The 20372-nt window shown below is 49.4% G+C and carries 19 protein-coding genes; 5 read left to right on the top strand and 14 right to left on the bottom strand.

The window, feature by feature from the left end; all coding sequences use genetic code 11:
• Nucleotides 1-21 precede the first annotated feature (21 nt).
• The 4 genes from WC980_01515 to WC980_01500 form a co-directional block, all read right to left on the bottom strand.
• Entirely contained in the window at nt 22-1533 is a 1512-nt protein-coding gene (locus WC980_01515; GenBank protein MFA5793738.1) for a zf-HC2 domain-containing protein, read from the bottom strand.
• Between the two features lie 66 nt (nt 1534-1599).
• Nucleotides 1600-2115, bottom strand: a complete 516-nt coding sequence (locus WC980_01510; GenBank protein MFA5793737.1) for an RNA polymerase sigma factor — start codon at nt 2113-2115, stop codon at nt 1600-1602.
• 137 nt (nt 2116-2252) lie between these two features.
• Nucleotides 2253-2978 carry a DUF2950 family protein gene (locus WC980_01505; GenBank protein ID MFA5793736.1) on the bottom strand — a complete coding sequence of 242 codons (726 nt, stop codon included), beginning with the start codon at nt 2976-2978 and terminating at the stop codon, nt 2253-2255.
• Nucleotides 2979-3348: 370 nt separating this feature from the next.
• Nucleotides 3349-4023 (bottom strand): DUF2950 family protein, encoded by a 675-nt coding sequence (locus WC980_01500; GenBank protein MFA5793735.1) that lies wholly within the window; start codon nt 4021-4023, stop codon nt 3349-3351.
• Between the two features lie 141 nt (nt 4024-4164).
• Here WC980_01500 and WC980_01495 point away from each other — a divergent pair, with 141 nt between their 5' ends.
• Entirely contained in the window at nt 4165-5106 is a 942-nt protein-coding gene (locus tag WC980_01495; GenBank protein ID MFA5793734.1) for a UDP-glucuronic acid decarboxylase family protein, read from the top strand.
• Between the two features lie 18 nt (nt 5107-5124).
• Here WC980_01495 and yidD read toward each other — a convergent pair whose 3' ends face one another.
• From yidD to WC980_01470, 5 genes are all read right to left on the bottom strand, one after another.
• Nucleotides 5125-5364 carry a membrane protein insertion efficiency factor YidD gene (gene yidD, locus WC980_01490; protein ID MFA5793733.1) on the bottom strand — a complete coding sequence of 80 codons (240 nt, stop codon included), beginning with the start codon at nt 5362-5364 and terminating at the stop codon, nt 5125-5127.
• Nucleotides 5361-5834, bottom strand: coding sequence for a DUF3568 family protein (locus tag WC980_01485; GenBank protein MFA5793732.1), 474 nt, complete (start codon nt 5832-5834; stop codon nt 5361-5363). The genes yidD and WC980_01485 overlap by 4 nt, the downstream gene beginning before the upstream one ends.
• 16 nt (nt 5835-5850) lie before the next feature.
• Entirely contained in the window at nt 5851-6903 is a 1053-nt protein-coding gene (gene plsX, locus WC980_01480) for a phosphate acyltransferase PlsX (GenBank protein MFA5793731.1), read from the bottom strand.
• Between the two features lie 88 nt (nt 6904-6991).
• Nucleotides 6992-7168, bottom strand: a complete 177-nt coding sequence (gene rpmF / locus WC980_01475; protein MFA5793730.1) for a 50S ribosomal protein L32 — start codon at nt 7166-7168, stop codon at nt 6992-6994.
• Nucleotides 7169-7267: 99 nt separating this feature from the next.
• Nucleotides 7268-8254: an HD domain-containing phosphohydrolase gene (locus WC980_01470; protein ID MFA5793729.1), complete on the bottom strand. Its 987-nt coding sequence runs from the start codon at nt 8252-8254 to the stop codon at nt 7268-7270.
• Nucleotides 8255-8663: 409 nt separating this feature from the next.
• Here WC980_01470 and WC980_01465 point away from each other — a divergent pair, with 409 nt between their 5' ends.
• A complete protein-coding gene (locus WC980_01465) occupies nt 8664-9104 on the top strand; it encodes a hypothetical protein (protein ID MFA5793728.1) in 441 nt (146 codons plus the stop codon).
• Between the two features lie 807 nt (nt 9105-9911).
• On the opposite strand, the gene WC980_01460 is transcribed toward WC980_01465, so the two are convergent.
• The gene (locus tag WC980_01460) at nt 9912-10082 is read right to left on the bottom strand and encodes a hypothetical protein (protein ID MFA5793727.1); all 171 of its coding nucleotides are present in this window, start codon (nt 10080-10082) and stop codon (nt 9912-9914) included.
• Between the two features lie 102 nt (nt 10083-10184).
• Here WC980_01460 and rsgA point away from each other — a divergent pair, with 102 nt between their 5' ends.
• The gene (rsgA, locus tag WC980_01455; protein MFA5793726.1) at nt 10185-11258 is read left to right on the top strand and encodes a ribosome small subunit-dependent GTPase A; all 1074 of its coding nucleotides are present in this window, start codon (nt 10185-10187) and stop codon (nt 11256-11258) included.
• Nucleotides 11259-11334: 76 nt separating this feature from the next.
• On the opposite strand, the gene WC980_01450 is transcribed toward rsgA, so the two are convergent.
• Entirely contained in the window at nt 11335-13254 is a 1920-nt protein-coding gene (locus WC980_01450) for a PAS domain S-box protein (GenBank protein ID MFA5793725.1), read from the bottom strand.
• A gap of 538 nt (nt 13255-13792) precedes the next feature.
• Between WC980_01450 and WC980_01445 the strand changes: the two genes are divergently transcribed.
• Entirely contained in the window at nt 13793-14581 is a 789-nt protein-coding gene (locus WC980_01445) for an alpha/beta hydrolase (GenBank protein MFA5793724.1), read from the top strand.
• Between the two features lie 497 nt (nt 14582-15078).
• The gene (locus WC980_01440) at nt 15079-16284 is read left to right on the top strand and encodes an HD domain-containing phosphohydrolase (protein ID MFA5793723.1); all 1206 of its coding nucleotides are present in this window, start codon (nt 15079-15081) and stop codon (nt 16282-16284) included.
• Nucleotides 16285-16397: 113 nt separating this feature from the next.
• Here WC980_01440 and WC980_01435 read toward each other — a convergent pair whose 3' ends face one another.
• The 3 genes from WC980_01435 to mrdA are packed head-to-tail and all read right to left on the bottom strand — an operon-like array spanning nt 16398 to nt 20371.
• Entirely contained in the window at nt 16398-17267 is an 870-nt protein-coding gene (locus WC980_01435) for a lysophospholipid acyltransferase family protein (protein ID MFA5793722.1), read from the bottom strand.
• Nucleotides 17268-17318: 51 nt separating this feature from the next.
• Complete coding sequence (gene rodA, locus WC980_01430; GenBank protein ID MFA5793721.1) at nt 17319-18473, bottom strand: rod shape-determining protein RodA; 1155 nt, start codon at nt 18471-18473, stop codon at nt 17319-17321.
• On the bottom strand, nt 18470-20371 hold the full coding sequence (gene mrdA / locus WC980_01425; protein ID MFA5793720.1) for a penicillin-binding protein 2: 1902 nt from the start codon (nt 20369-20371) through the stop codon (nt 18470-18472). Before mrdA ends, rodA begins: the two co-directional genes overlap by 4 nt.
• Nucleotide 20372 lies beyond the last annotated feature (1 nt).

The raw sequence follows: 20372 nt of genomic DNA, 5'->3' as shown, positions 1-20372 counted from the left end.
GACTCCTTTTCATTAAGATATTTATTCACCAGACGGACGGGTTTGTTTTACCCGGTTAATACTATCTCTGATTTCTTTTTCCGCAGCTAATCCTTTGTATTGCCTGGCCAGATTTTCCAGTTCTTTGATAGCCATATCTATATCCCGGTCATCTTCATCAGCAACATCGATGTATTTTTGAATGATACTTTTCTGGTCACTCAAAGCCTGTTGATTGATATTATCCAGTTTAATCCGGGCTTTCTCAATGGCCGGGTAGCCGGTATAGGGTTTCTTCAGCAATCCGGTCAGGATTTTAATCTGCTCCGTTATTTTGCCGCTGTTGCCCAGTGCCTCAGCCTTGGTATAAGAAGTGTTAAAGTCGGACTTGATTTCGTAAATTTTTTTATCAGCCGCGTCTATTGCCGCGGTTATCTTGTTGGTGGCCAGCGGTTTTGTCACGGATTGGATCATATTGCCGTAATAATCGAGGATAACGCATTGGGCGGAATGGTCCAGCTTGTTCTTGCTGAAGAATTCTCCCAGCCAGGCGTCGGTAATTTTATTGGACTGGTCGATGGTTACAAATATTTTGGTAAAAATAGCCCGTCTAGTTGAATACTCCATAAGCTTTTCATCACGGTTCTTAGGGAAATAGTCCTTGCTTGAGAAATAGAAGTATACCATTACCAACTGCTTTGTGGCCAGGGCTTGCTGGAGGAGATTTTCCATGGAATTGATATTCCAAAGGGCGGAATCAGTGACTTTTATGCTGAAGGCGTATTTCCTTTTCTCGGCCGGCGCAGCTCCGGCTCCAAACACAGGCGGCGCACCCGGTGCCCCCGGCGACCCCATAGCTTTTTCTTTCAATCCCATTTCCGGTTTTATTGACATGATCATATCACCCATATCTTTTGGCTTCATAGCTTCAGCTTTACTCAATTCCATATCAGAAGATTTATTGGATTTCACCATCCCCTTTTGGTTGCCGCGGGAATATTCATTACTGTTTTTTTTGTCCAAGCTCTTATCTGATTCCTTGTTCTTTAAGTTAGTGGTTAATTCCGGGATAAATCCTTCCTGTCCTTTCTTGAGAGATTCTTGCAATTTTAATGAGCCTGAAATTTTATCCTTATACGTGTTAATAGCATCGTTATTCTCTGGCTTTTTACCAGCTTCTGACATGACATCAAATCCACTCGTTTCATGTATTAATTCATACCGTGGCAGGGCAGTCATGGTGATATATATGACAAAGAACATAGCCGCGGCAGAAGCCAATCCGGTAGATACCCATTGAAATTTCCACCGCAGTCCGGCTTTTTCCCTGGGGGTCGAAACGGGTTGGTTGATAACGACGTTAGCCAAAAGGTTTTTAGGCGCATTATGGCGGGGCAGTGATTTAATTAGGCCTTTGATTTGCTCCAGTTCGGTCAGTTCTTTGCGGCAATCCGAACAGGATTTGATGTGCGATTCCACTGCTTCGGTCTCCGGCCGCGATAATTCATTATCCAGATAAGGACTGAGCATCTGTTTGATTTCTGGGCATTTCATGGTATTTTATCCCTTTCTATAATATTAGATACTTTGGGGCCTGAAATTTGTTAGGGAAAATGAGAATTAAGCGATTATTTTCTTCAGAGCTATGCGCAGCTGGTTACGGGCATTATCCAGATTGGTACGGACCGTCTGTACCGAGAGATTGAGTATTTCGGATATCTCCTGGTATGAGAAGTTTTCCATATCCTTTAAAATGACCACTTGACGGTATTCCGGTGGCAGTTCATTAAGCGCCATCTGGATAACCTGACATTTTTCATTGACCGCCGTGTTCTCATAAGGCGATGATTGCGTCGAGGCGATGTTGTTAATTTCTTCTGTAGTGCCAGGTTTTTTCTTCTGATGGTATTTATTACAAAGATTGATGGTTACTTGATAAAGATAGGTGGAAAGCGATGATTCCCCCCTGAAGTTATTAATATTACGGTGACCGATCAGGAATGTTTCCTGGCAGATATCGTGGGCATCATGATGGCTGCGAGTAAGGTAAAAAGCCGTATTATATAATTTATCAGGCAGGTTATTTTGTTTGATTTGTTCCCAAAAAGACGCATCAGTCAAAACAGGTTCAACCATAGTTGTAAAATAGTATAAAAATGAGGTTAGGTCAAGAAAAGCATACGCTGTTAGGAGATTGAAAATGTGGGCAGAAATAAAAAGGGCTCCGATTTTGTCGGAGCCCTTTTTGAGCTAACAAATAACCTTTAAGAAGGTTATTCTGCCGTTGCCCATGACTTGCCACCGATGCTCTGTGATGATGTCGGGGGGTCAGAGGGCCAGTCAGTGGTTGTGAGACCGGTTTTGGTATACCACTTGGAGGCTGTATCCGTACCTGGATCGCTCTGGTAGATGGTGCCGCCGTTATCCACGATGAAATGGTTAACGCCGGATGTCGGATAAACCTGAGGCGCGGCCATAAAACCGAACAGGTTATCGTGACCCATTGGGATTAAGTTGGCTCCCAGTGTATTTACCAACAGGGCCCTGGTTAAGTGTGTATCCAATGCCCTGAAATAGTAACCTGATTTCGCTGTGGTTGTAAAATTAGCTAACAAAGTAGCCGTTGAACCCCAGTCCTGAATATCATCAGGAGCGCCTGCGGTGAAGGGGTTGGCAGCAATCCGGCTATACATATTAGCATCAGCCCTGGCGATGGAAACGTCAACATAATTAACCTTGGTTACTCCATCTGCCCTGAACATCCTGTGCAAACAAGAGACGTCAAGGTTCCAGAAATCCTTTTTGCCGTTACCATCCGAGTCGGTCTGCTTCCAGATACCTTCTGTGGAAACAAACAGTTTCAGCGTGGCAATTGCTGATGTTTCATTAGCCGCTATTTTACCTGTAATCAGGTTAGGGATTGCGATAGCCGCAATAATCGCGATAATCGCTACCACGATCATCAATTCAATCAGTGTAAAACCTTTTTTGCTTGACATGTTTTTCTCCTTTTGTCGCCGCAGACCTAATCAAATTAACCAGACTTTACTTGCCCTTTATTAGTTTTCATCTCCTTTCATAAGGGAAGTTTTACTGCTTAATTCAGTAAATCAGCAGCTTTTTCAGATATTTATATATCTTCTAATAATATAAGCAAAAAATATGCCAAATTGCTAATAGAGAGGTGTTAAATTAAGGATAACATCTCGATATTAGCCATAAAATCATTGACATCCAAGATAGTATCAGTTTTTTTGTATATTATCTCAATATTATCGGGTATTTAACACTAAAAATTGACAAAAATTGTCACTTTATATGGTTATATGGACATATTTTGTCACTAAGCTTATTGTTTTGTAATAAGGTTTAATCACTTATTGTCCAAATATGACCGCCTGGACCGGTTATAGAGGAAGGCACCTGGTCCGGCCAACGTAATTCCCATGTAGAGGTGGTTTTCCATTTATTAGCCTCGCCGCCGCAGTCAACATTATATATGATGCCATCCTGGCTTACAATGGCGCTTCTTACGCCGCTTATACCGTAGAATTCAGGCGCAGACATCATCCCAAATAATACGGTATTTGCTGCAGGGAGGTTATTAGTTCCGACCAGATTCTGATTGTAAGAACTTCCATCGAAAGCCGTAGTCATGGCGCGAATGTAATAACCGGACTTGGCGGTAGGCGTAAAAACGCCCCAATCCTCGAATGTCGGGCTGGGACCAAAGACATCGTCCACTGCGGCCGCAAAATCAGACCGCGCCACGGAAATATCTACCATACCCACTTTTGAGCCTGAGCCCAAAGCCATCCGGTTGAAGCAGGAAACATCATAAGTCCAGTAATCCCGGTAGGCATTACCATCATAATTACGCTCGCGCCAAATCATCTGCTGGCTGGTAAGTATTCTTAGGGTGCAGATAGCCGATGTTTCATTAGCCGCAAGTTTTCCGGTGACCAGATTGGGGATGGCCATTGCCGCAATAATCGCGATTATTGCCACAACAATCATTAATTCTATTAACGTGAATCCTCTCATACTTTAATATCCCTGCAAAGAGTGTACCAAACCAAATGCTAATAGCAAAGAAATAATGGGTTTTTATTGACCCCGTTGGGGATTTTTGTAAAAGATGATGTTGTTCCTGACGGGATTGACCTATATTAGTTATTTTAATATATGAAACGTATTCTAATCGCCGGCGGAGCTGGTTTTATCGGTTCGCACCTGTGCGATTATTTCCGACAAGGGGGCAACCAGGTCATTTGTCTTGATAACCTTATTACCGGCACCAAAAACAACATCAAACACCTGCTCGGCAAACCCGGGTTCAGCTTCATAAAGCACGATATAGCCCAACCCTTGAAATTAGCCGGACCGTTATACGCGATACTTGATTTCGCATCGCCGGCCAGCCCCAAGGATTACCTGGAATACCCCATAGAAACCCTTAAAGCCGGTTCTATCGGCACCTATAACCTGCTGGAATTGGCCCGGGCTAAAAAGGCCAGGTTCCTACTGGCTTCGACGTCCGAGGTCTATGGCGACCCTTTACAGCATCCCCAGCCCGAGTCATACTGGGGCAATGTCAACCCGGTCGGGGTGCGCAGCGTTTACGACGAAGCCAAACGCTTCGCCGAGGCCTTGACCATGTCTTATTTCCGCTATCATAAACTGGATACCAGAATCGTTCGGATATTCAACACCTACGGCCCGAGGATGCGCCTTAAAGACGGTCGGGCACTGCCTAATTTCTTCGCCCAGGCCATAACCGGCCAGCCCATTACCATATATGGCAAGGGCAGCCAGACCCGGAGTTTTTGCTACGTGGACGATATGGTCCGCGGCATTGCCCGCCTGCTTGATTCACGGGAGCATATGCCGGTCAATCTGGGCAACCCGTCGGAAATCCCCATCCGCCAGCTGGCCCGCGAGATAAAAGACATCTGCCGCAGTAACAGCTCTGTCCGGATCTATCCATTACCGCAGGACGACCCCAAAATAAGGCGGCCGGATATTACCCGGGCCAGGAAAATACTCAAATGGCAGCCCGAGATATCAAGGCCGGAAGGGTTGAAGAGGACATACCTATATTTTAGGCGGTTATTAAGCGGTTTTTAATCCGTGAAATCTGTGGCTTTACTCCACCGGGTCGTATCCCTTGCCTCCGAAAGGATTGCATCTCAATATTCGCCAGATACCGTACAACGAGCCCAGGAATACGCCTTTCTTTCGGAGCGACTGGATGAAGTATTCCGAGCAGGTCGGCTGGAACCGGCAATTGGGGCGGATTATCGGCGCGATGCCCGACTGGTAAGCCCGGATAGCCAGTATCATCAGCGACTTCGTAGAGTTGTTAATCCATCTGATAGGGCTCATTTTTTAGAGGCCTCATCCAGACTGTGTTTGAGTTGATCGTGGATTTTATAGGAGATGTCCTTTTCGCCGTAAACGCCGACCTTTATCTTGACCGCCGTAATGTTATCGGCGATATACTCAAAAGTTATTCTTATGGGCGTGCCGTCGCTTTTCCTGGTATTCATAACGGCGTTGAGCGGGTCGCGCGAGGAGTTTTCTATGGAAAACTGCATTTTCTCGGTCATATCCACAACGGCCAGCCAGGCCTTTTGCATATCCACCGGATAATTCCGCTGAAGCTCGAACCTGTTCTCGTCGTAGCGGTACACCCCGACCACCGGCGTTTCGCCGCCGGCAATCCATTTGGCCACGCAACCGCCCAGGAATAGGCTTAATAGCGCCGCCAAAACGCAAAGCAACCGCAACGGGCTCCAAAGCTTGGCCGGATTACTGGAAGTCAGATTGAGAATTTGTAATTTGGAATTTGGCATTTGGAATTTAGTTATATTACCTGTGCGTCTTCCAGCTCTTAAGCAGGTCCAGCCAGGTCAGCTTGGTTTTCTGGAGTTCCTGGACGATTTCATCATTGACATGATGCTGAGCTGAATTAATCGCCACCTTAATGGCGTTATAGATGGCCTTGGCCTTGGCCCGTCCGTGCGAAATGATACAGACACCGTTGACGCCGAACAGGTTGGCGCCGCCGAATTCCGAATGGTCGCCCTGTTTCCTGATATTATTTAAAAGCTCCATCAGGGTATCGAATTGGGGGATGGAGTCCTTTTTCTGGGTCAGTTTATTGGTGAATGATTCGCTCACGAATTCAACGCAGCCTTCGGTCACTTTAAGGATGACATTGCCGACGAAACCTTCGCAGACGATGACCTCGCAGTCGCCGTCAAAAATATGCTGGCCTTCGATATTGCCGGTAAAATTAATCGGGGCTTTGCGGTATAATTTAAGTGTTTCCTGGACCAGCTCGTTGCCCTTGGTATCTTCCTCGCCGATATTGAGCAGTCCGACCCTGGGATTGGCTATGTTCCGGGCGTGCTTGCAATAAACCGATGCCATAATGCCGTAATGGAGCAGGTGAATCGGGTGGCAGAATATATTGGCGCCGGCGTCAATCAGGTAAGTCAAGCCTTTTCGGGTGGGCAGGGGTATGGCGATGCCCGGGCGCTTGATGCCTTCCAGGAAACCCCACATAAAAGACGCTCCGGCCACGCAGGCGCCGGTGTTGCCGGCCGAGATAAATGCGTCGGCCTTCTTGGCGGCCACCAGGCCCAGGGCCTTGACCAGCGAGGAATCCTTCTTCTGGCGGATGGCTTCAACCGGGTGTTCGTCCATTCCGATGGTCTGGGCCGCGTGGATGACCTGGATATTGCCCGGCTTATTGGGGCCGATAATCTTATTGACGGCGGTTTCATCGCCGACCAACAGCAGGGTGCTTTGCGGGAATTCAGGGGCGACCAGCAGGGCGCCTTTGACTACCTCTTCGGGCGCATGGTCGCCGCCCATTGCATCTATGGCAATTGAGACGGAATTATTGGGGGCTGTCATTCAATTATTCTTAGTGGCAGTTAGTTATGCCGTGTCGCAGGCACGGCATGACGTTACCTGCCACGTTATCCCGACTATTCCGTCGGGGTTAATCAAGCGCAATTACCGGACTACCTTTATAGTAACCGCAATTACCGCAGGCCCGATGGGATAGCTTATCAGTGTGGCAACGCGGGCAAATTGATAAATTTGGCGTTGTTAAGGCGAGATGCGACCGGCGCATACGCTTCCTGCTTTTAGAATGTTTCCTTTTTGGATTGGGCATAGTTTATCTCCTGTTAATTTCAAATGGCTGAATAAATAATTTATTACAACAAAAGTCAAGATATTTGAACAAATATCCCCGTTATTCTAAGGAGGGCATTTAATCAGGCGCCTGCTCTTTTTGCACCACCTCAAGGAAGGCCGCCACGACCTTGGGGTCGAACTGGCTTCCTGAATTCTGCCTGATGGTATTCAGGGCTATGTGCGGTGTGATGGCGTCGCGGTAAGGCCGGATTGAGGTCATGGCGTCGTAGGCGTCGGCCACGGCGATAATCCGGGCGCCCACCGGGATTTTGTCGCCGGCCAGCCCGGCCGGATAACCCTTGCCGTCGAACCGCTCGTGGTGATGCCGTATCAACGGCTCCTCGGCCCGGAACAGCTTAAGCTGTTCCATCATCATACTGCCGATGACCGGGTGCATTTTTATTTCGGCCCATTCCTGGGGCGTCAGCTTGCTGTCTTTCAACAGTATCAGGTCGCTCAGGCTGATTTTGCCGATATCGTGCATCAGCCCGGCGCAGTTTATCACCTCGACCGTGTCGTCGCGCAGGCGCATCGCTTTGGCAATCAGTCCGGAAAATTCGGCTACGCGTGAACAGTGGTTCTTCAGGTATTTATTCTTGGTCTCCGTCAGCTGGATGATAATCCGCAACAGTCCCATATAGCTTTCCCGCAATAGATGCGAGGTGGCCGAGTTGTATTCCGGCTTATACCTGAGCCTGGGATTGAGCACCTTGGTGACCACTTGCCTGATCTGGGTCAGGTTGAACGGTTTGGCCAGCATATCCACGGCGCCCTTGTCCAGGGCCTCGATGATTTTGTCGTGCGTGGCGAAGCCGCTCATCATCACCACCGGCTGTTTGGGATGGTTTTTCTTTATCAGGGCCAGCGTGCTCAGGCCGTCCAGCGCCGGCATCATCACGTCGCAGAGCACCAGGTCAAACCGCTCCTTGGCCAGCACCTCGATGCCGTCAATGCCCGTTTCCGCCTGATGCACCTCGTAATCAAGCTTGCCCAGGAACGTGGACAGCACGTTCCTGACATCAGGCTCATCGTCAATGATAAGTATTTTCTGCTTCTGTGGCATAAAGATATATTAAGACAATATTATGATATCCGCTAATATCAATAAAGTCAATATAAAGATGGACAGCCTGACTGTATCATTCAGGTGTGATTATCCGACGCAGGCGGCAATAGTAATCCCCATTCCCCGGCAGACGATAGGGGTGGGGGGGACAGTTCCGCATCGGGCAGTCTTTTGTCTTCCAAAAACAATATAATTATTTGACAATGTTCAAGAAACGGCTATACTGCCCGCAGAGCATCTGTCGAAAGGAAAGTTGTGGCGGCCTTAGTAACTCTATAACTCTATAACTCCGAAACTGGCAAGGTGTGTCATCGGAATTACGGCGGAGGGGGAATAAAGCTTACCCGTCCTTTGGCGAGGATAAGAAATTAAATGAATCAGTATATACATAAAGAAAGGAAAGTATATGCCACAAACAACAAAATGGCCTGAAATTGAAAGCCACTTTGGGAAAAGTAAAAAGGAGTTCGGCAAAAAGATTAACTTTGTAAAGCCAAACTATAAGAGAACGGTTATCTTTAGGGATATTGATCATGCGTTTGGCTGTTATCAAAACGGTTTCTATAAACCGGCTGTGGTTTTAGCGGGAGGCGTTCTTGAAGAAGTATTACGGTGCTATCTGGAATCAAAGGGAGTTAAACCGGAAAATAATAACTTTGTGACCTATATAAAAACATGCGAAACTCGTGGCTTCTTAAAAAGAGCTTGTGCTGGCCTAGGTGATTCGGTCAGGGGATTTAGAAATCTCGTGCATATAAACAATGAAGAACAAAGCAAGCATGCGATATCTAAGTCAACTGCTTTAGGAGCGATATCAGCCATTTTTACCGTGGCTAATGACTTTTGAGGGAATTCGGGAGACGCAATATATAATTAAGTGAGGTGCTATCGGAATTACGGCGGAGGGGAAATAAAAGGGTAGCGTTCAACTTTTAGTAGAATTTATGAGTAAAAAATATTGCTGTCTCGGAATTATTATAGTCCTGGCGTTCATTGTATTCTTTGGCTATGGTGGCGCATGTGGGAATTGACAGGTCTGGTGACAGAGGTCTGGTAGGTCTGGTGACACACACCTTGGTAGGTCTGGTGACACACACCTGATTTTTAAATCCGCCTGCCAGGCTCATTTCCGGGCGCGGTTTTTCTTAAATCATGCTTTAGGATGCTGATTTCCGCACTACTCCCCACCCCATACTATCCGGGGAATACTCCTATACCATTCGGGGGGTAGTCCCATACTATTCGAAGGATACTCCCATACCATCCGAGAGATAATCCTATACTATCCGGGGGATAATCCTATACTATCCGGGGGGTAATCCTATACTATTCGGGGGGTAATCCTATGCTATCCGGGTGATAATCCTATGCTATCCGGGGGATAATCCCATACCATCCGGGAGATAATCCCATACCATCCGAGGGATACTCCTATGCTATCCGGGAGATACTCCTATACTATGGGGTGAGCCGTCCTATGCCATCCGATACCTCACCCTATGGCATACCCCACCCTACCCCCCACCCCCCTGACAGGTTTTTGCTCTAAGGGGTTATAAAATAATGGGTTATGTCAAATTCCGGGCGTTTTCGGTAGCAGGAGGCCCGCCTGACTGGACGGGCAGGGAGGTCAAAATCACCTATTTTTGATGCTTTACGCCTCGTACTGGTATTGTTTGCGTTCGGCCTCGGTCAGGCAGATGTATTTGTCGCCTTTGGTCTTTTCCGAGAACTCGATGGCCGACATAGACCAATTGGTGGACCTGTCGGCGGTGATACCGGCCACGGCGCAGGCGGTGGTGCTGGAAATCCAGTTAAATGCCATATCCGTGCCGGTCGGGATGGAGCAGATATTGACGGTTTTTGGTAGGCGAGCAGGGATGCCGTTTTTATTGATTCCTCGGGCCGGAGTGGTATAGTCGCGGTTATGTCGATTGAGAAAATAGGTTTTAACGATTGGTTCAGGGAGCAGGCAGGAAAGCAATCCATTGATGCCGGGTCTTTGGCTCGCGTATCTGCTGAATTCAAGGAGCGGTATTTCGTGCATACCGGCAATCAGGAAATACGGGCGGAGATTTCGGGCAGGTTTTCGAAATCGGTGGAGGTGCCGGGGGATTACCCGGCGGTCGGGGATTGGGTGGCCGTGACTTATTATGATAAGAATACTTTTGCCGTTATTAATAAATTACTGCCGCGCAAGAATGTGCTGCGGAGGCGCAAGCCGGGGAAGAAGCTGGAATACCAGACATTGGCCGCTAATATCGATACGGCTTTTATCGTCCAGGGCGTGGATAACGATTTTAACCTGAATCGCCTGGAAAGATATCTTATTATGTTTTTAAACGAGGGCATCGAACCGGCCGTTATCCTGAATAAAATAGACCTGGTTAATCAGGGTCAACTGGCAGAAAAAATAACCGCAATCAGTAATCTATGGCCTTATCCGGTCTGGCCTTTAAGCTCGCTGGCCGGGGACGGGGTAAATGAATTCAGCGGCGCTTTGGAACCGGGTAAAACTTATTGCCTGATGGGCTCTTCGGGGGTGGGCAAGTCGTCCTTGCTCAACAGGCTGTCGGGCGACAAACTGAACCTGGCGGTGAACGAGGTGCGCAAGGACGGCCGGGGCAAGCATACCACCACGGAGCGGCAGCTGTTTGTGATGAAAAACGGCAGTATTTTCATTGATAACCCCGGCCTTAGGGAAATAGGCATAATTGAAACGGGCCAGGGCATGCAAAATGCTTTCCATGATATAACCCGGATTTCCGATAAATGCAAGTTCAGGGATTGCACCCATACCAGCGAGCCGGGATGCGCGGTGATAAAATCTTTCGAAGACGGTGCCATCGGCCAAAAGCATCTGGATAATTACTATAAATTGCGGAAGGAAGCGGATTATTATTCCCAATCCTATGCCGAAAAGCGGAAGAAGGATAAGAAGTTCGGCGTCTATTTAAAAAAGTCCTTGAACGAGCTTTATAAGCACAAGGGGAAATACTGATTTCCGGGCTGTTATGACCGCCCGGCCCCAAGCAGGACTAGTTCTGCCAGGCCGATGCTGAGTCTTAAAAAGATGTTCATATCTTTGCCAGAGTATCCTTTATGATCTTGAGCAGGTCTTTGATGTTATAGGGCTTGGGCAGGAATGGTATTTTACTGTTGCGGATTTCGTCGCCGGACCGGCTGTAGCCGCTACTTAAGATTATGGGCAGGCCGGGCTTTAGTTGCAGGAACTCGGCAACCAGTTCCAGGCCGTTGATATCCGGCAGGATGACGTCGCTTAAAACCAGGTCAATATTGTTTTGGGCGAAAATACGGCGCGCCTCCAACCCGTTTGGCGCACCCAGAACCGTGTATCCGGCTTTGCTCAGCACCATTTCGGTCATCTTGAGTATGGCCACGTCGTCTTCAACCAGCAGGATGCGTTGCCCCGCGCCTTTGAGTTCTTCTAAAGCCGGTTTTTTTGGCGTGAGTTCAGGATGCTCTTTACCGGTATAGACCGGCAGGTATATATTAAAAAGAGTGCCATGGCCGGGCTCCGAATAGGTGTTAATCCAGCCGTTATGTTTTTTGACGATGCCGTAAACTACGGACAGCCCCAGGCCGGTGCCTTTGCCATGGGGTTTGGTGGTGAAGAACGGTTCAAATATATGTTTTAGGACGTCCTTGGTCATCCCGGTGCCGGTATCGGTGACGGACAGGCGGACAAAATCACCGCAACTCGATTCCATATTTAGTCGGCAGTATTCCTCGTCGACGGTGACATTTTCGATTTTGACGGTGATTCGGCCGCCTTGGGGCATGGCATCACGGGCGTTGATCACCAGATTGGTTATGACCTGTTCGATATTTCCGGCATCCGCCTTAATCATAGCCAGGTCAGGGCTGAGCTTGGTTTCAATGGTGATATTCTCGCCTATCAGGCGAATGAGCATATTCTGGAGGTTGTCAAATAGAGCGTTAAAGTTGATGGGTTTGGCGTTAAACTCATCGTGGCGGCTGAAAATCAGGAGCTGACGGGTGAGGTTGGCGGCCCGGACGACGCCGTCCTTGATGTGTTCCAGCGACTCGCGGCTGGGGTGGTTTTTGCCGATATCCTCTATGGTTATTTCGGCATAGCCGTTAATGGCCGTGAGGATGTTGTTGAAGTCGTGCGCCACTCCGCTGGCCAGCGCGCCGATAGATTCCATCTTTTGTGACTGTAAAAGCTGATGTTCCAGTTTCTTGCGTTCGGTGATGTTTCTGATGTTACATTGGATAACCTTTAAGTCATCCTCAATATAGACATTACTGATGAACTCGACGTCTATCTGGCGCCCATCGGCGGCTTTCAGCGGCATGTCGTCATAGCGGATGTATCTTTTGCGTTTTAATTCTTCGAAGTTATCCTTGTTGGCAATGATATCCTTAAAAAAACCCACATCCCATATTTTTTTACCCAGGAATTGTTGGTGTGAGAATCCCAGCAGGTTAATCACGAATTTATTCGCATCCACAATCTGGCCGGTCTCGGCATCTAAGATGAGAATCCCGTCTTCGGCCGCCTCAAAGAGCCGGCGATAGCGCACTTCAGAAGAAATCAGTGCATTTTTAGACCGTTTGCGTTTGGTGATATCCCTGATTGTTGATAAGAAAAGCTTTTTGCCATCCAGCTTAATTAGTGAAACATGGGCTTCGACGGGCATGACGGAACCGTCCTTACGGCGGTGGACGGCTTCAAATATCATAGAGCCTTTTTCGGTTATCTCTTCTATCCGCGGCTTAATCATCCGGGCGTATTCCGGCGTATCTAGGTCACGCAGGGTCAGTTTCATTAATTCGTTCCTGGTATAACCGCGGGTTTCACAAGCCGCATTGTTGACGTAAATAAATCGGCCCTGGTCGTCGTGCAGGAAGATGGAGTCGGTGGTGTTGTCCAGCAGAAGGGAATGTATGGCCAATGACGCTTCAGTCTTTTTTGGTTGCTGGCGGGAGTTAGAGGGCTGTTTTATTTTCATAGTCTTTTTTACGGGTCATCCATTTTTCCGGATAAGCAGTTAAATCTGAGACGTTTTACCACCATTAGGAGTATCTATAATATAGTTTATGTATGAATAATGTCAAATTTAAATATGGTTTTTTTGGTGATATTATTTAAGAAGGAACGTAAGCGCAAAGTTACAACGTTATAGTTAAGCTATGCTTAAACGGGATCTTCCGCCAGAGGCGCCGCGCCTGCCAATTGGCGGGCAGGGATCAGCCTTTGGCTGAAAGTGGCAGCCCCGACGGAACCTGCCTGAATGAGATTCGTTCAGGCGGGTAGCTAGGATAAGTGCTGGTAAGTCCCGTTCACTTCGTTCAGGGATAAGTGCCAGTATGTCACCTTGTTCCGACTGGCACTAATGCGCTACGCTCTAACCAGCACTAATAACTCCTGGAGTTTACCCCGCTTAGGCGGGGGTCGAAGTGACACTAATTCTTGCGGATTTAGAGGGATATGGCATAAAACCTTTATTGCGAGTGACCCGAATTACGATGCCGAGAGGTTAAAGCTGTATGAATAATCTCAGGAAATACGGTCATGCGCCGTTTAATGTGGCCGTGGTGCACGGTGGTCCAGGCGCGCCGGGCGAGATGGCTCCGGTCGGCCGGGAGTTGTCCGTGCTGGGTGGCGTGCTGGAGCCGTTGCAGACGGCGGATTCCGTTTCCGGACAGGTCCGGGAGTTGCACGACCTGCTCTGCCGGCACGGCCAGATGCCGATAATATTGATAGGTTATTCCTGGGGTGCCTGGTTGAGCCTTATTTTTACAGCACGCCACCAGGCCTTGGTTAAAAAGCTGATACTGGTGTCGTCCGGCCCGCTGGAGGAACGTTACGCCCACCGGATAATGGACACGCGGCTGAGCCGGTTGAGCCAGCCGGAAAGGCAGGAGGCGCTTGAACTGGTAGCGTCCTTGAATAATACCCGAATCAAGAACCGCGACCAGTTACTGTCCCGGTTCGGCAAATTGATGTCCAAATCAGATGCTTTCGACCCGCTGCCCGTCAGTCCGGACGGAGAAGCTCCGGAGTTACAGGGTGAGATTTTCCGTAAGATATGGAAAGAGGCGGCTGAATTGAGGCAAAAAGGGGAGTTGTTAACCTTGTCCGGTCAAATCCATTGTCCGACCGTGGCCGTGCACGGCGATTACGACCCGCATCCGGCCGAGGGAATAAGGAAACCGCTGGAGCAGGCGCTTAAAGATTTCCGGTTTGTCCTGCTAAAGGATTGCGGTCATACGCCCTGGGTCGAGCGCCGGGCCAAGGACAGTTTTTATAAAGTGCTTAGGGAAGAATTAGGTTGATTGCTCACCGGATTATTCAAAAAACACGCCGGCTCCAAATAATGAGACTATAGACAAGAAAGCGGGGTTTGACTGGCACTAGCCCCGATACTTCGTATCGGGGTCCCCGCTAAAGCGGGATAAGAAACTCTAATCCCGACAAAGTCGGGAAAGAGGTTTCTAATAAGTGCCGGATAACTCGCACTAATCCCACTCCGCGAAGTTTATCCCGCTTAGGCTGGGGGCGAAGTGTCACTAGCCCAGTGCTTTGCACTGGATAAGTGTCACTAACTCCTTTTGGTCGAAGTGTCACTAATCCTGCTCCCTATGGTCGCTGGATAAGTGCCGGCCCCGACGGAACCTGCCCGACTGGGCTGGTCAGGCGGGTAGTCGGGATAAGACCCAGTACGTCACTTTGTTCCTACTGGCTCTAATAACTCGTTACACTCGAACCGGCACTAATTCTTGATTTTTCCCGGGAAATTTGATATACTAAGGGGGCCGTAGGGCATTATACTATGACAGATAACAGAGTCTTCCTGAAGAAGTTCATCCTGGCCGTATGCCAGGCGTTCCAGTTGCTTAGCCGGCGCATACACTTGCATCAACAGCGGGTAACGATTATCAGCCTGAATTTGGCCGCACGCCTGAAGTTGAGCCAGGCGGAGAAGACCACCTTGTTCTATGCCGGTATGATGCACGATATCGGACTTTTCCTGACTACCCACAAAACAGACGTCATTAATTTCGATACCTCGGAATATGTAATCCATTGCGAGGAGGCTTATTCGATGCTTAACCGGATGGAATTGCTCCGCGACGCGGCCATACCTATCCGCTATCATCACGACAACTGGGCCGGGCCGAACCAGTCGGGCCTGGCCGGCGATAAAATCCCGTTCTTAAGCCAGATAATCCATATCGCCGACCGGACGGAGGTGCTGATAAATGCCGATAAGGACCCGTCCGAACAGTCACAAGAAATCATAGATAAAATCAGCGGTTACAGCGGGACATGGTTTAATCCGCAGCTGGTGGAATGTTTTAAGGAAATAGCCGGCGATAAGGTGTTTTGGCTGGCCATCACGCCTGAATTTACGGCTAACTTCCTGGATGAGTTCGCGCCGGAGGATGACCGCAAGGTGACCCTGGATAATATGGTGGCGGTGGCGTCCATATTTGCCCAGATAGTCGATTATAAGAGCCATCATACCAAAGGTCACAGCGTCCAGGTGACGGCTATGGCGCTTAAGATAGGCATTGCCATGCATTGGGCCAAGGATAACCTGAAGCGCCTGTGGGCGGCGGCCCTGTTGCACGACCTGGGCAAGCTGGCCATCCCCAATGAGTTGTTGGATAAGGCCGAAGCGTTGACGCCCCAGGAATATGCCATCATCAAGCGGCATCCTTATTTCGGTTATGTGTTATTGAACGCCATACCCGGCTTTGATGAGATTGCCGAGTGGACCTTGTATCATCACGAACAGCTCAACGGCAAAGGGTATCCCTTCGGCGTGGATATGGATAATATCTCGCAGGGCGCCCGGATTATCGCCGTGGCCGATAAGTTTACGGCTATGACCGAGGACCGGGCCTACCATAAAAAGATGCCTACGGAAAAGGCTATCCAGATTCTGGAAGAAGACGCCAAGAAGAATGCCATAGATAAGCGGATTCTGGAAGTGCTGAAGAAGATTGTAGGTAAAGAGGAATCGATAAAGTAGTACGCTGATTAACTCAGATTACCGCGGATAATTTTTATAAGGAGGCCAAGAAGCCAAGATTTTAATTCCTGTTTTCCTGGATTCCTTATAATATGAATCTTCGTTCTATTTAGTTACTTACTCGCCGGCTGGGTTTTCCAGCGTTTGTGCATCCATATCCATTGTTCGGGATACTGCCTGATATAGCGCTCTATCACGTCGGTATAAATCTGGGTGTTATAGACGATGGGGTCCTGTGAATCGGGCGGTTGCCGGAACATCAGGTGCTTTTCGAAGGTCAGGCAATGTCGGCCGTTGGGTTTTTGGATGATGAAGGTGGGCACCACCGGCGTTTCCAGCCGTTGGGATAGGACGGCCAGGCTGGGAATGGTGCAGGCCGGCCGGCCGAAGAAGTTGACGAAGACTCCTTCATCGCGCCGGGTGTTTTGGTCGAGGACAAAGCCCATCAGTCCGTTTGATTTTAATGCCCGGATAATCTCCTTGAGTGAGCCTTCGCGGTAAAAGGCGTTGATGCCCAGTTTGCGTCGAGATTCCAGCCAGAACCGGTTTAACAATTCGTTTTTGAGGTATTTGGTGACCAGGTTCATCGAGTAGCCCTTGGCGACCATGGTGGCCAGGGCCAGTTCCCAGTTGCCGAAATGAGCGGTGAGCATAAAGGCGCCGCGGTTGAGCTTGAGCGCTTCTTCAAGGTGTTCCAGCCCCCGGCATTGGACGTAGTTATCGATATTTTTTGGTGTTATGATGGGCAGGCGGAAGAACTCGACGGTGTTTTTACCCATATTTTTGGCCATTTCCCAGGCAATCCGGCGCAATTCGGATTCCGGTTTGTCCCGGCCCAGGGACAGCTTTAGGTTGTTGAAAGTGGTTCTCCGGCGCGAGGGTACCACAAAATAGGCCAGGATGCCCAGCCATTCGCCCAGGAGCATAGCCAGACTCAGGGGTAGTCTTTGCAATACGGCACTCAATAGTTTTAATAACAACATATTATCAGAGTAACAAAAACGTTGTCGGTTGTTAATAATTTTCGGAGTATATTATTCGAAATCCCTGTAGGCAAAGCTGGGCAGTTGGTGCATCCGGATATTATTTATTATGGCCATAATGATGAAAGACGACATCAGCGACGAGCCGCCGTAAGAGATGAAGGGCAGTGTCATTCCGGTGACCGGGGCCAGGCCGATGGTCATGCCGATATTGATGAATATCTGTATGGCTAAGATGGTGGTCAGTCCGGCAATGGTCAGCCGTCCGAACGGTTCCCGGGTGGTGGCGGCGATAAGCAGGGCTGACAGGAGCAGTATCAGGTATAAGACGACCACCAGTGAGGCGCCGACGAAGCCCCATTCCTCGGCAATGATGGTGAATACGAAATCGTTGTGGCGCTCGGGCACGAAGACCGAGGTGGTATTTTCGTTGCCGCCCCAGGCGCGGCCCATAAAGCCGCCGGCGCCGACCGCGGTGCGGGAACTTAACAGCTGATAGCCGTCTGATGACGGCGATTTGGACGGGTCGATGAATACCTTAATCCGTGATTTCTGGTAATCCTTAAGCCCCCACATATAAGCGACCGGGAATGAAAGCACAATCAGCACTATAGCAATGACCAGATATTTCAATCTGGCGCCGCCGACAAAGAGCATGACAAATAAAGCCGGCATGAAAAGCAGCGATGTGCCCAGGTCGGGTTGGAGCAGTATCAAACCCATGGGTATTACGGTCAGGATGAAAGGTATTATCAAACCGCTCAGCCGGTTAAGGTTTTGCTTGTGCATGATAATCTGTGCGACGACGAAAACCGTGGCTATTTTCATGAACTCGGACGGTTGGAAGGCCACCGGGCCGAGTGAGAACCAGCGCCGGGAGCCCTGGACAAACCGGCCCAGACCCAGCAGGGCTACCAGTAAAATCAGCACGCTCAGATACATAAACCAGGAATAATCCTTGAGCTTGTAGTAGTTTATTTTCAGGACCAGCATGAACACCAGCAGACTGAGGATGGCAAAGAGGGTTTGTTTGGCGGGTTGAAATGCCAGCAGGCGTATTATGACGCTTGAGGTTATGGGTTGGTGGCTTTCGAACATCTCGGCCGAAGAAGGAATGATGCTCCACATACAGATGATGCCGATGACGGTCAGGAGCAGCATCGTTATGATATTGACCCAGTTTTCAATAACCAGCCGGGATTTCATTTCTTATCTTTCTCGCGCGATATGCAGGCCAGCGCGTAAGGCATAAATTCTCCGGCAATCGGAGCGGCCGCCTCACTGCCTTTGCCGCCGTGCTCGACCACGACCACGAAGGCCAGTTGCGGCTTGGGATAGGGTCCGAAACCGGCGAACCAGCCGTGGCTTTTGCCTTTGCCGGCTTGGGCGGTGGAGGTCTTGCCGCAGACCGAGAAACCGTTCAGGCCGCGGCCGCTGGCCGTGCCGTGCTCGGCATTGACCACGCCGTACAAGCCTTCCCGGATGATGTCCAGGTTTTTCTCGGACACGTTTATTTTTGTGGTATTAAAATTAGTCGATAAATTGCGGGTGATATGCGGTGTGACCAGCGTGCCGCCGTTAGCGACGGCGGCCATCATCCGGACCACCTGGATGGGCGTGACCATCAGGTCGCCCTGTCCGATGGATATATTGAGGGTGTCGGCCGTGCCCCATTTGCGGCTGCCGCGCTCGGCGCCCACAGCCGGGTCGGGCACTGCGCCTTTGTTCTCGCCGGGCAGGTCGATGCCCGTAAGCTGGCCGAACCCGAAAAGTCTGGCCCATTTTAAAACGGCGTCGGCGCCGGTTACTTTGCCGGTGTTGAAGAAGAATACGTTGCAGGAGAAGGTCAGTCCTTCTACGATGTTCAGCCGGCCGTGCTCGCGGCCGGAATCGGCTATCCAACACTTGAAATGCTTGGAGCTTCTTGAGAAATAACCGTCGCAGAAGAAGGTGGTGTTCGGGGTGATTTTCTTTTCCTCGAGCGCGGACAGGCCGGTGATGATCTTGAATACGGAGCCGAGCGCGTATTCGCCGCTGACCGCCCGGTTATAAAGAGGGCGGAAAGGGCTGTTGAAGACGTATTGGACGGTTTCTTCGGAAACCGGCGAGAGAAGCTTGTTGGGGTCGTAATAAGGGGAGCTGACCAGGGCCAGGATTTCGCCGCTGTGCACATTCATGACGATGGCCGCACCGATGTGGTTATGGAGCGCCTGTTCGATGGAATGCTGAAGTTTGTTTTCTATGGTCAGGGTGGCGTCTTCGCCGTGCCGGGGCGGAATCCGGCTGAGTTCACGGCGCTGTTTGTAAAGATAGTCCGTTTCTATTATTTTTATGCCGGCCTGTCCGGTTAGGCTGAGGTTGTAGTATTTTTCTATGCCGGACCGGCCGACGACGTCATCCTTGAAATCACCGCGGTTGACCAGTATTTCGCAGATACCGTCGTCAACCTGGGGATTGACAATCTGGCGGAAGTAGTTTTTGCTTATGTAATCGGTGTATTCCTTTTCATAGATATTACTCAGGTAGCCTATGATGTGGGCCGCGCTGGTTTTGGCCGGGTATACCCGCCTAATGCCTTCGGTCACGCTTATACCGGGGAAAAGATCGGGGTTTGCTTCGACCTCAAGGGCGACATCGAGATTGATGCCGTTAATAAAGCGTTGTTTGTTATTGCGGTATTGCCTGAGGATATTGCGTTTTTCCCGGGGAGTTTTTCCTTCGGTCATTTTCTCTATTTTCTGTTCGATGTTGTCTATCTTCGATTTGATAGGCTGTGTTTTTTGTCCGGTTATCCTGGCCAGCCGGCTGATTACCCGCTCCGGCGGCTCATAGGTAATGGTTGGTTTGGATGATGGCTGCCGGTTTAGTTTGGCTGGAGTAACATAGAGATCGAAAAACGCTTCGTTGTAAGCCAGAAGGTAACCGTTGCGGTCGAATATCTTGCCCCGGCTGGACTGCAGATGCTCTATTCGGGTGCTTTGTTTCTGCGCCTGGTTTTGATAGTAGGAACCGTTGAGCACCTGAAGCCTGAAGAGCTGCAATTCCAGCAGTATGAAAGGGATGCAGAATATTATTATGATAAAAATGAGTCTTCGCTGGGACATA

The organism is Candidatus Brocadiia bacterium (assembly GCA_041658285.1).
In the GTDB taxonomy this organism is placed as follows: Bacteria; Planctomycetota; MHYJ01; order JACQXL01; family JACQXL01; genus JBBAAP01.
Note: the sequence above shows the minus strand (reverse complement) of the source record. Positions and strands in the feature narration are given on the sequence as shown.

Coding starts and splice junctions, on each gene's coding strand:
- rsgA (MFA5793726.1), top strand. CDS start 10,185: ATGTCGATTGAGAAAATAGGTTTTAACGATTGGTTCAGGGAGCAGGCA.
- WC980_01450 (MFA5793725.1), bottom strand. CDS start 13,254: ATGAAAATAAAACAGCCCTCTAACTCCCGCCAGCAACCAAAAAAGACT.
- mrdA (MFA5793720.1), bottom strand. CDS start 20,371: ATGTCCCAGCGAAGACTCATTTTTATCATAATAATATTCTGCATCCCT.
- rpmF (MFA5793730.1), bottom strand. CDS start 7,168: ATGCCCAATCCAAAAAGGAAACATTCTAAAAGCAGGAAGCGTATGCGC.
- WC980_01505 (MFA5793736.1), bottom strand. CDS start 2,978: ATGTCAAGCAAAAAAGGTTTTACACTGATTGAATTGATGATCGTGGTA.
- WC980_01460 (MFA5793727.1), bottom strand. CDS start 10,082: ATGGCATTTAACTGGATTTCCAGCACCACCGCCTGCGCCGTGGCCGGT.
- WC980_01440 (MFA5793723.1), top strand. CDS start 15,079: ATGACAGATAACAGAGTCTTCCTGAAGAAGTTCATCCTGGCCGTATGC.
- WC980_01515 (MFA5793738.1), bottom strand. CDS start 1,533: ATGAAATGCCCAGAAATCAAACAGATGCTCAGTCCTTATCTGGATAAT.
- WC980_01445 (MFA5793724.1), top strand. CDS start 13,793: ATGAATAATCTCAGGAAATACGGTCATGCGCCGTTTAATGTGGCCGTG.
- plsX (MFA5793731.1), bottom strand. CDS start 6,903: ATGACAGCCCCCAATAATTCCGTCTCAATTGCCATAGATGCAATGGGC.
- WC980_01510 (MFA5793737.1), bottom strand. CDS start 2,115: ATGGTTGAACCTGTTTTGACTGATGCGTCTTTTTGGGAACAAATCAAA.
- WC980_01435 (MFA5793722.1), bottom strand. CDS start 17,267: ATGTTGTTATTAAAACTATTGAGTGCCGTATTGCAAAGACTACCCCTG.
- WC980_01485 (MFA5793732.1), bottom strand. CDS start 5,834: ATGCCAAATTCCAAATTACAAATTCTCAATCTGACTTCCAGTAATCCG.
- WC980_01465 (MFA5793728.1), top strand. CDS start 8,664: ATGCCACAAACAACAAAATGGCCTGAAATTGAAAGCCACTTTGGGAAA.
- rodA (MFA5793721.1), bottom strand. CDS start 18,473: ATGAAATCCCGGCTGGTTATTGAAAACTGGGTCAATATCATAACGATG.
- yidD (MFA5793733.1), bottom strand. CDS start 5,364: ATGAGCCCTATCAGATGGATTAACAACTCTACGAAGTCGCTGATGATA.
- WC980_01470 (MFA5793729.1), bottom strand. CDS start 8,254: ATGCCACAGAAGCAGAAAATACTTATCATTGACGATGAGCCTGATGTC.
- WC980_01500 (MFA5793735.1), bottom strand. CDS start 4,023: ATGAGAGGATTCACGTTAATAGAATTAATGATTGTTGTGGCAATAATC.
- WC980_01495 (MFA5793734.1), top strand. CDS start 4,165: ATGAAACGTATTCTAATCGCCGGCGGAGCTGGTTTTATCGGTTCGCAC.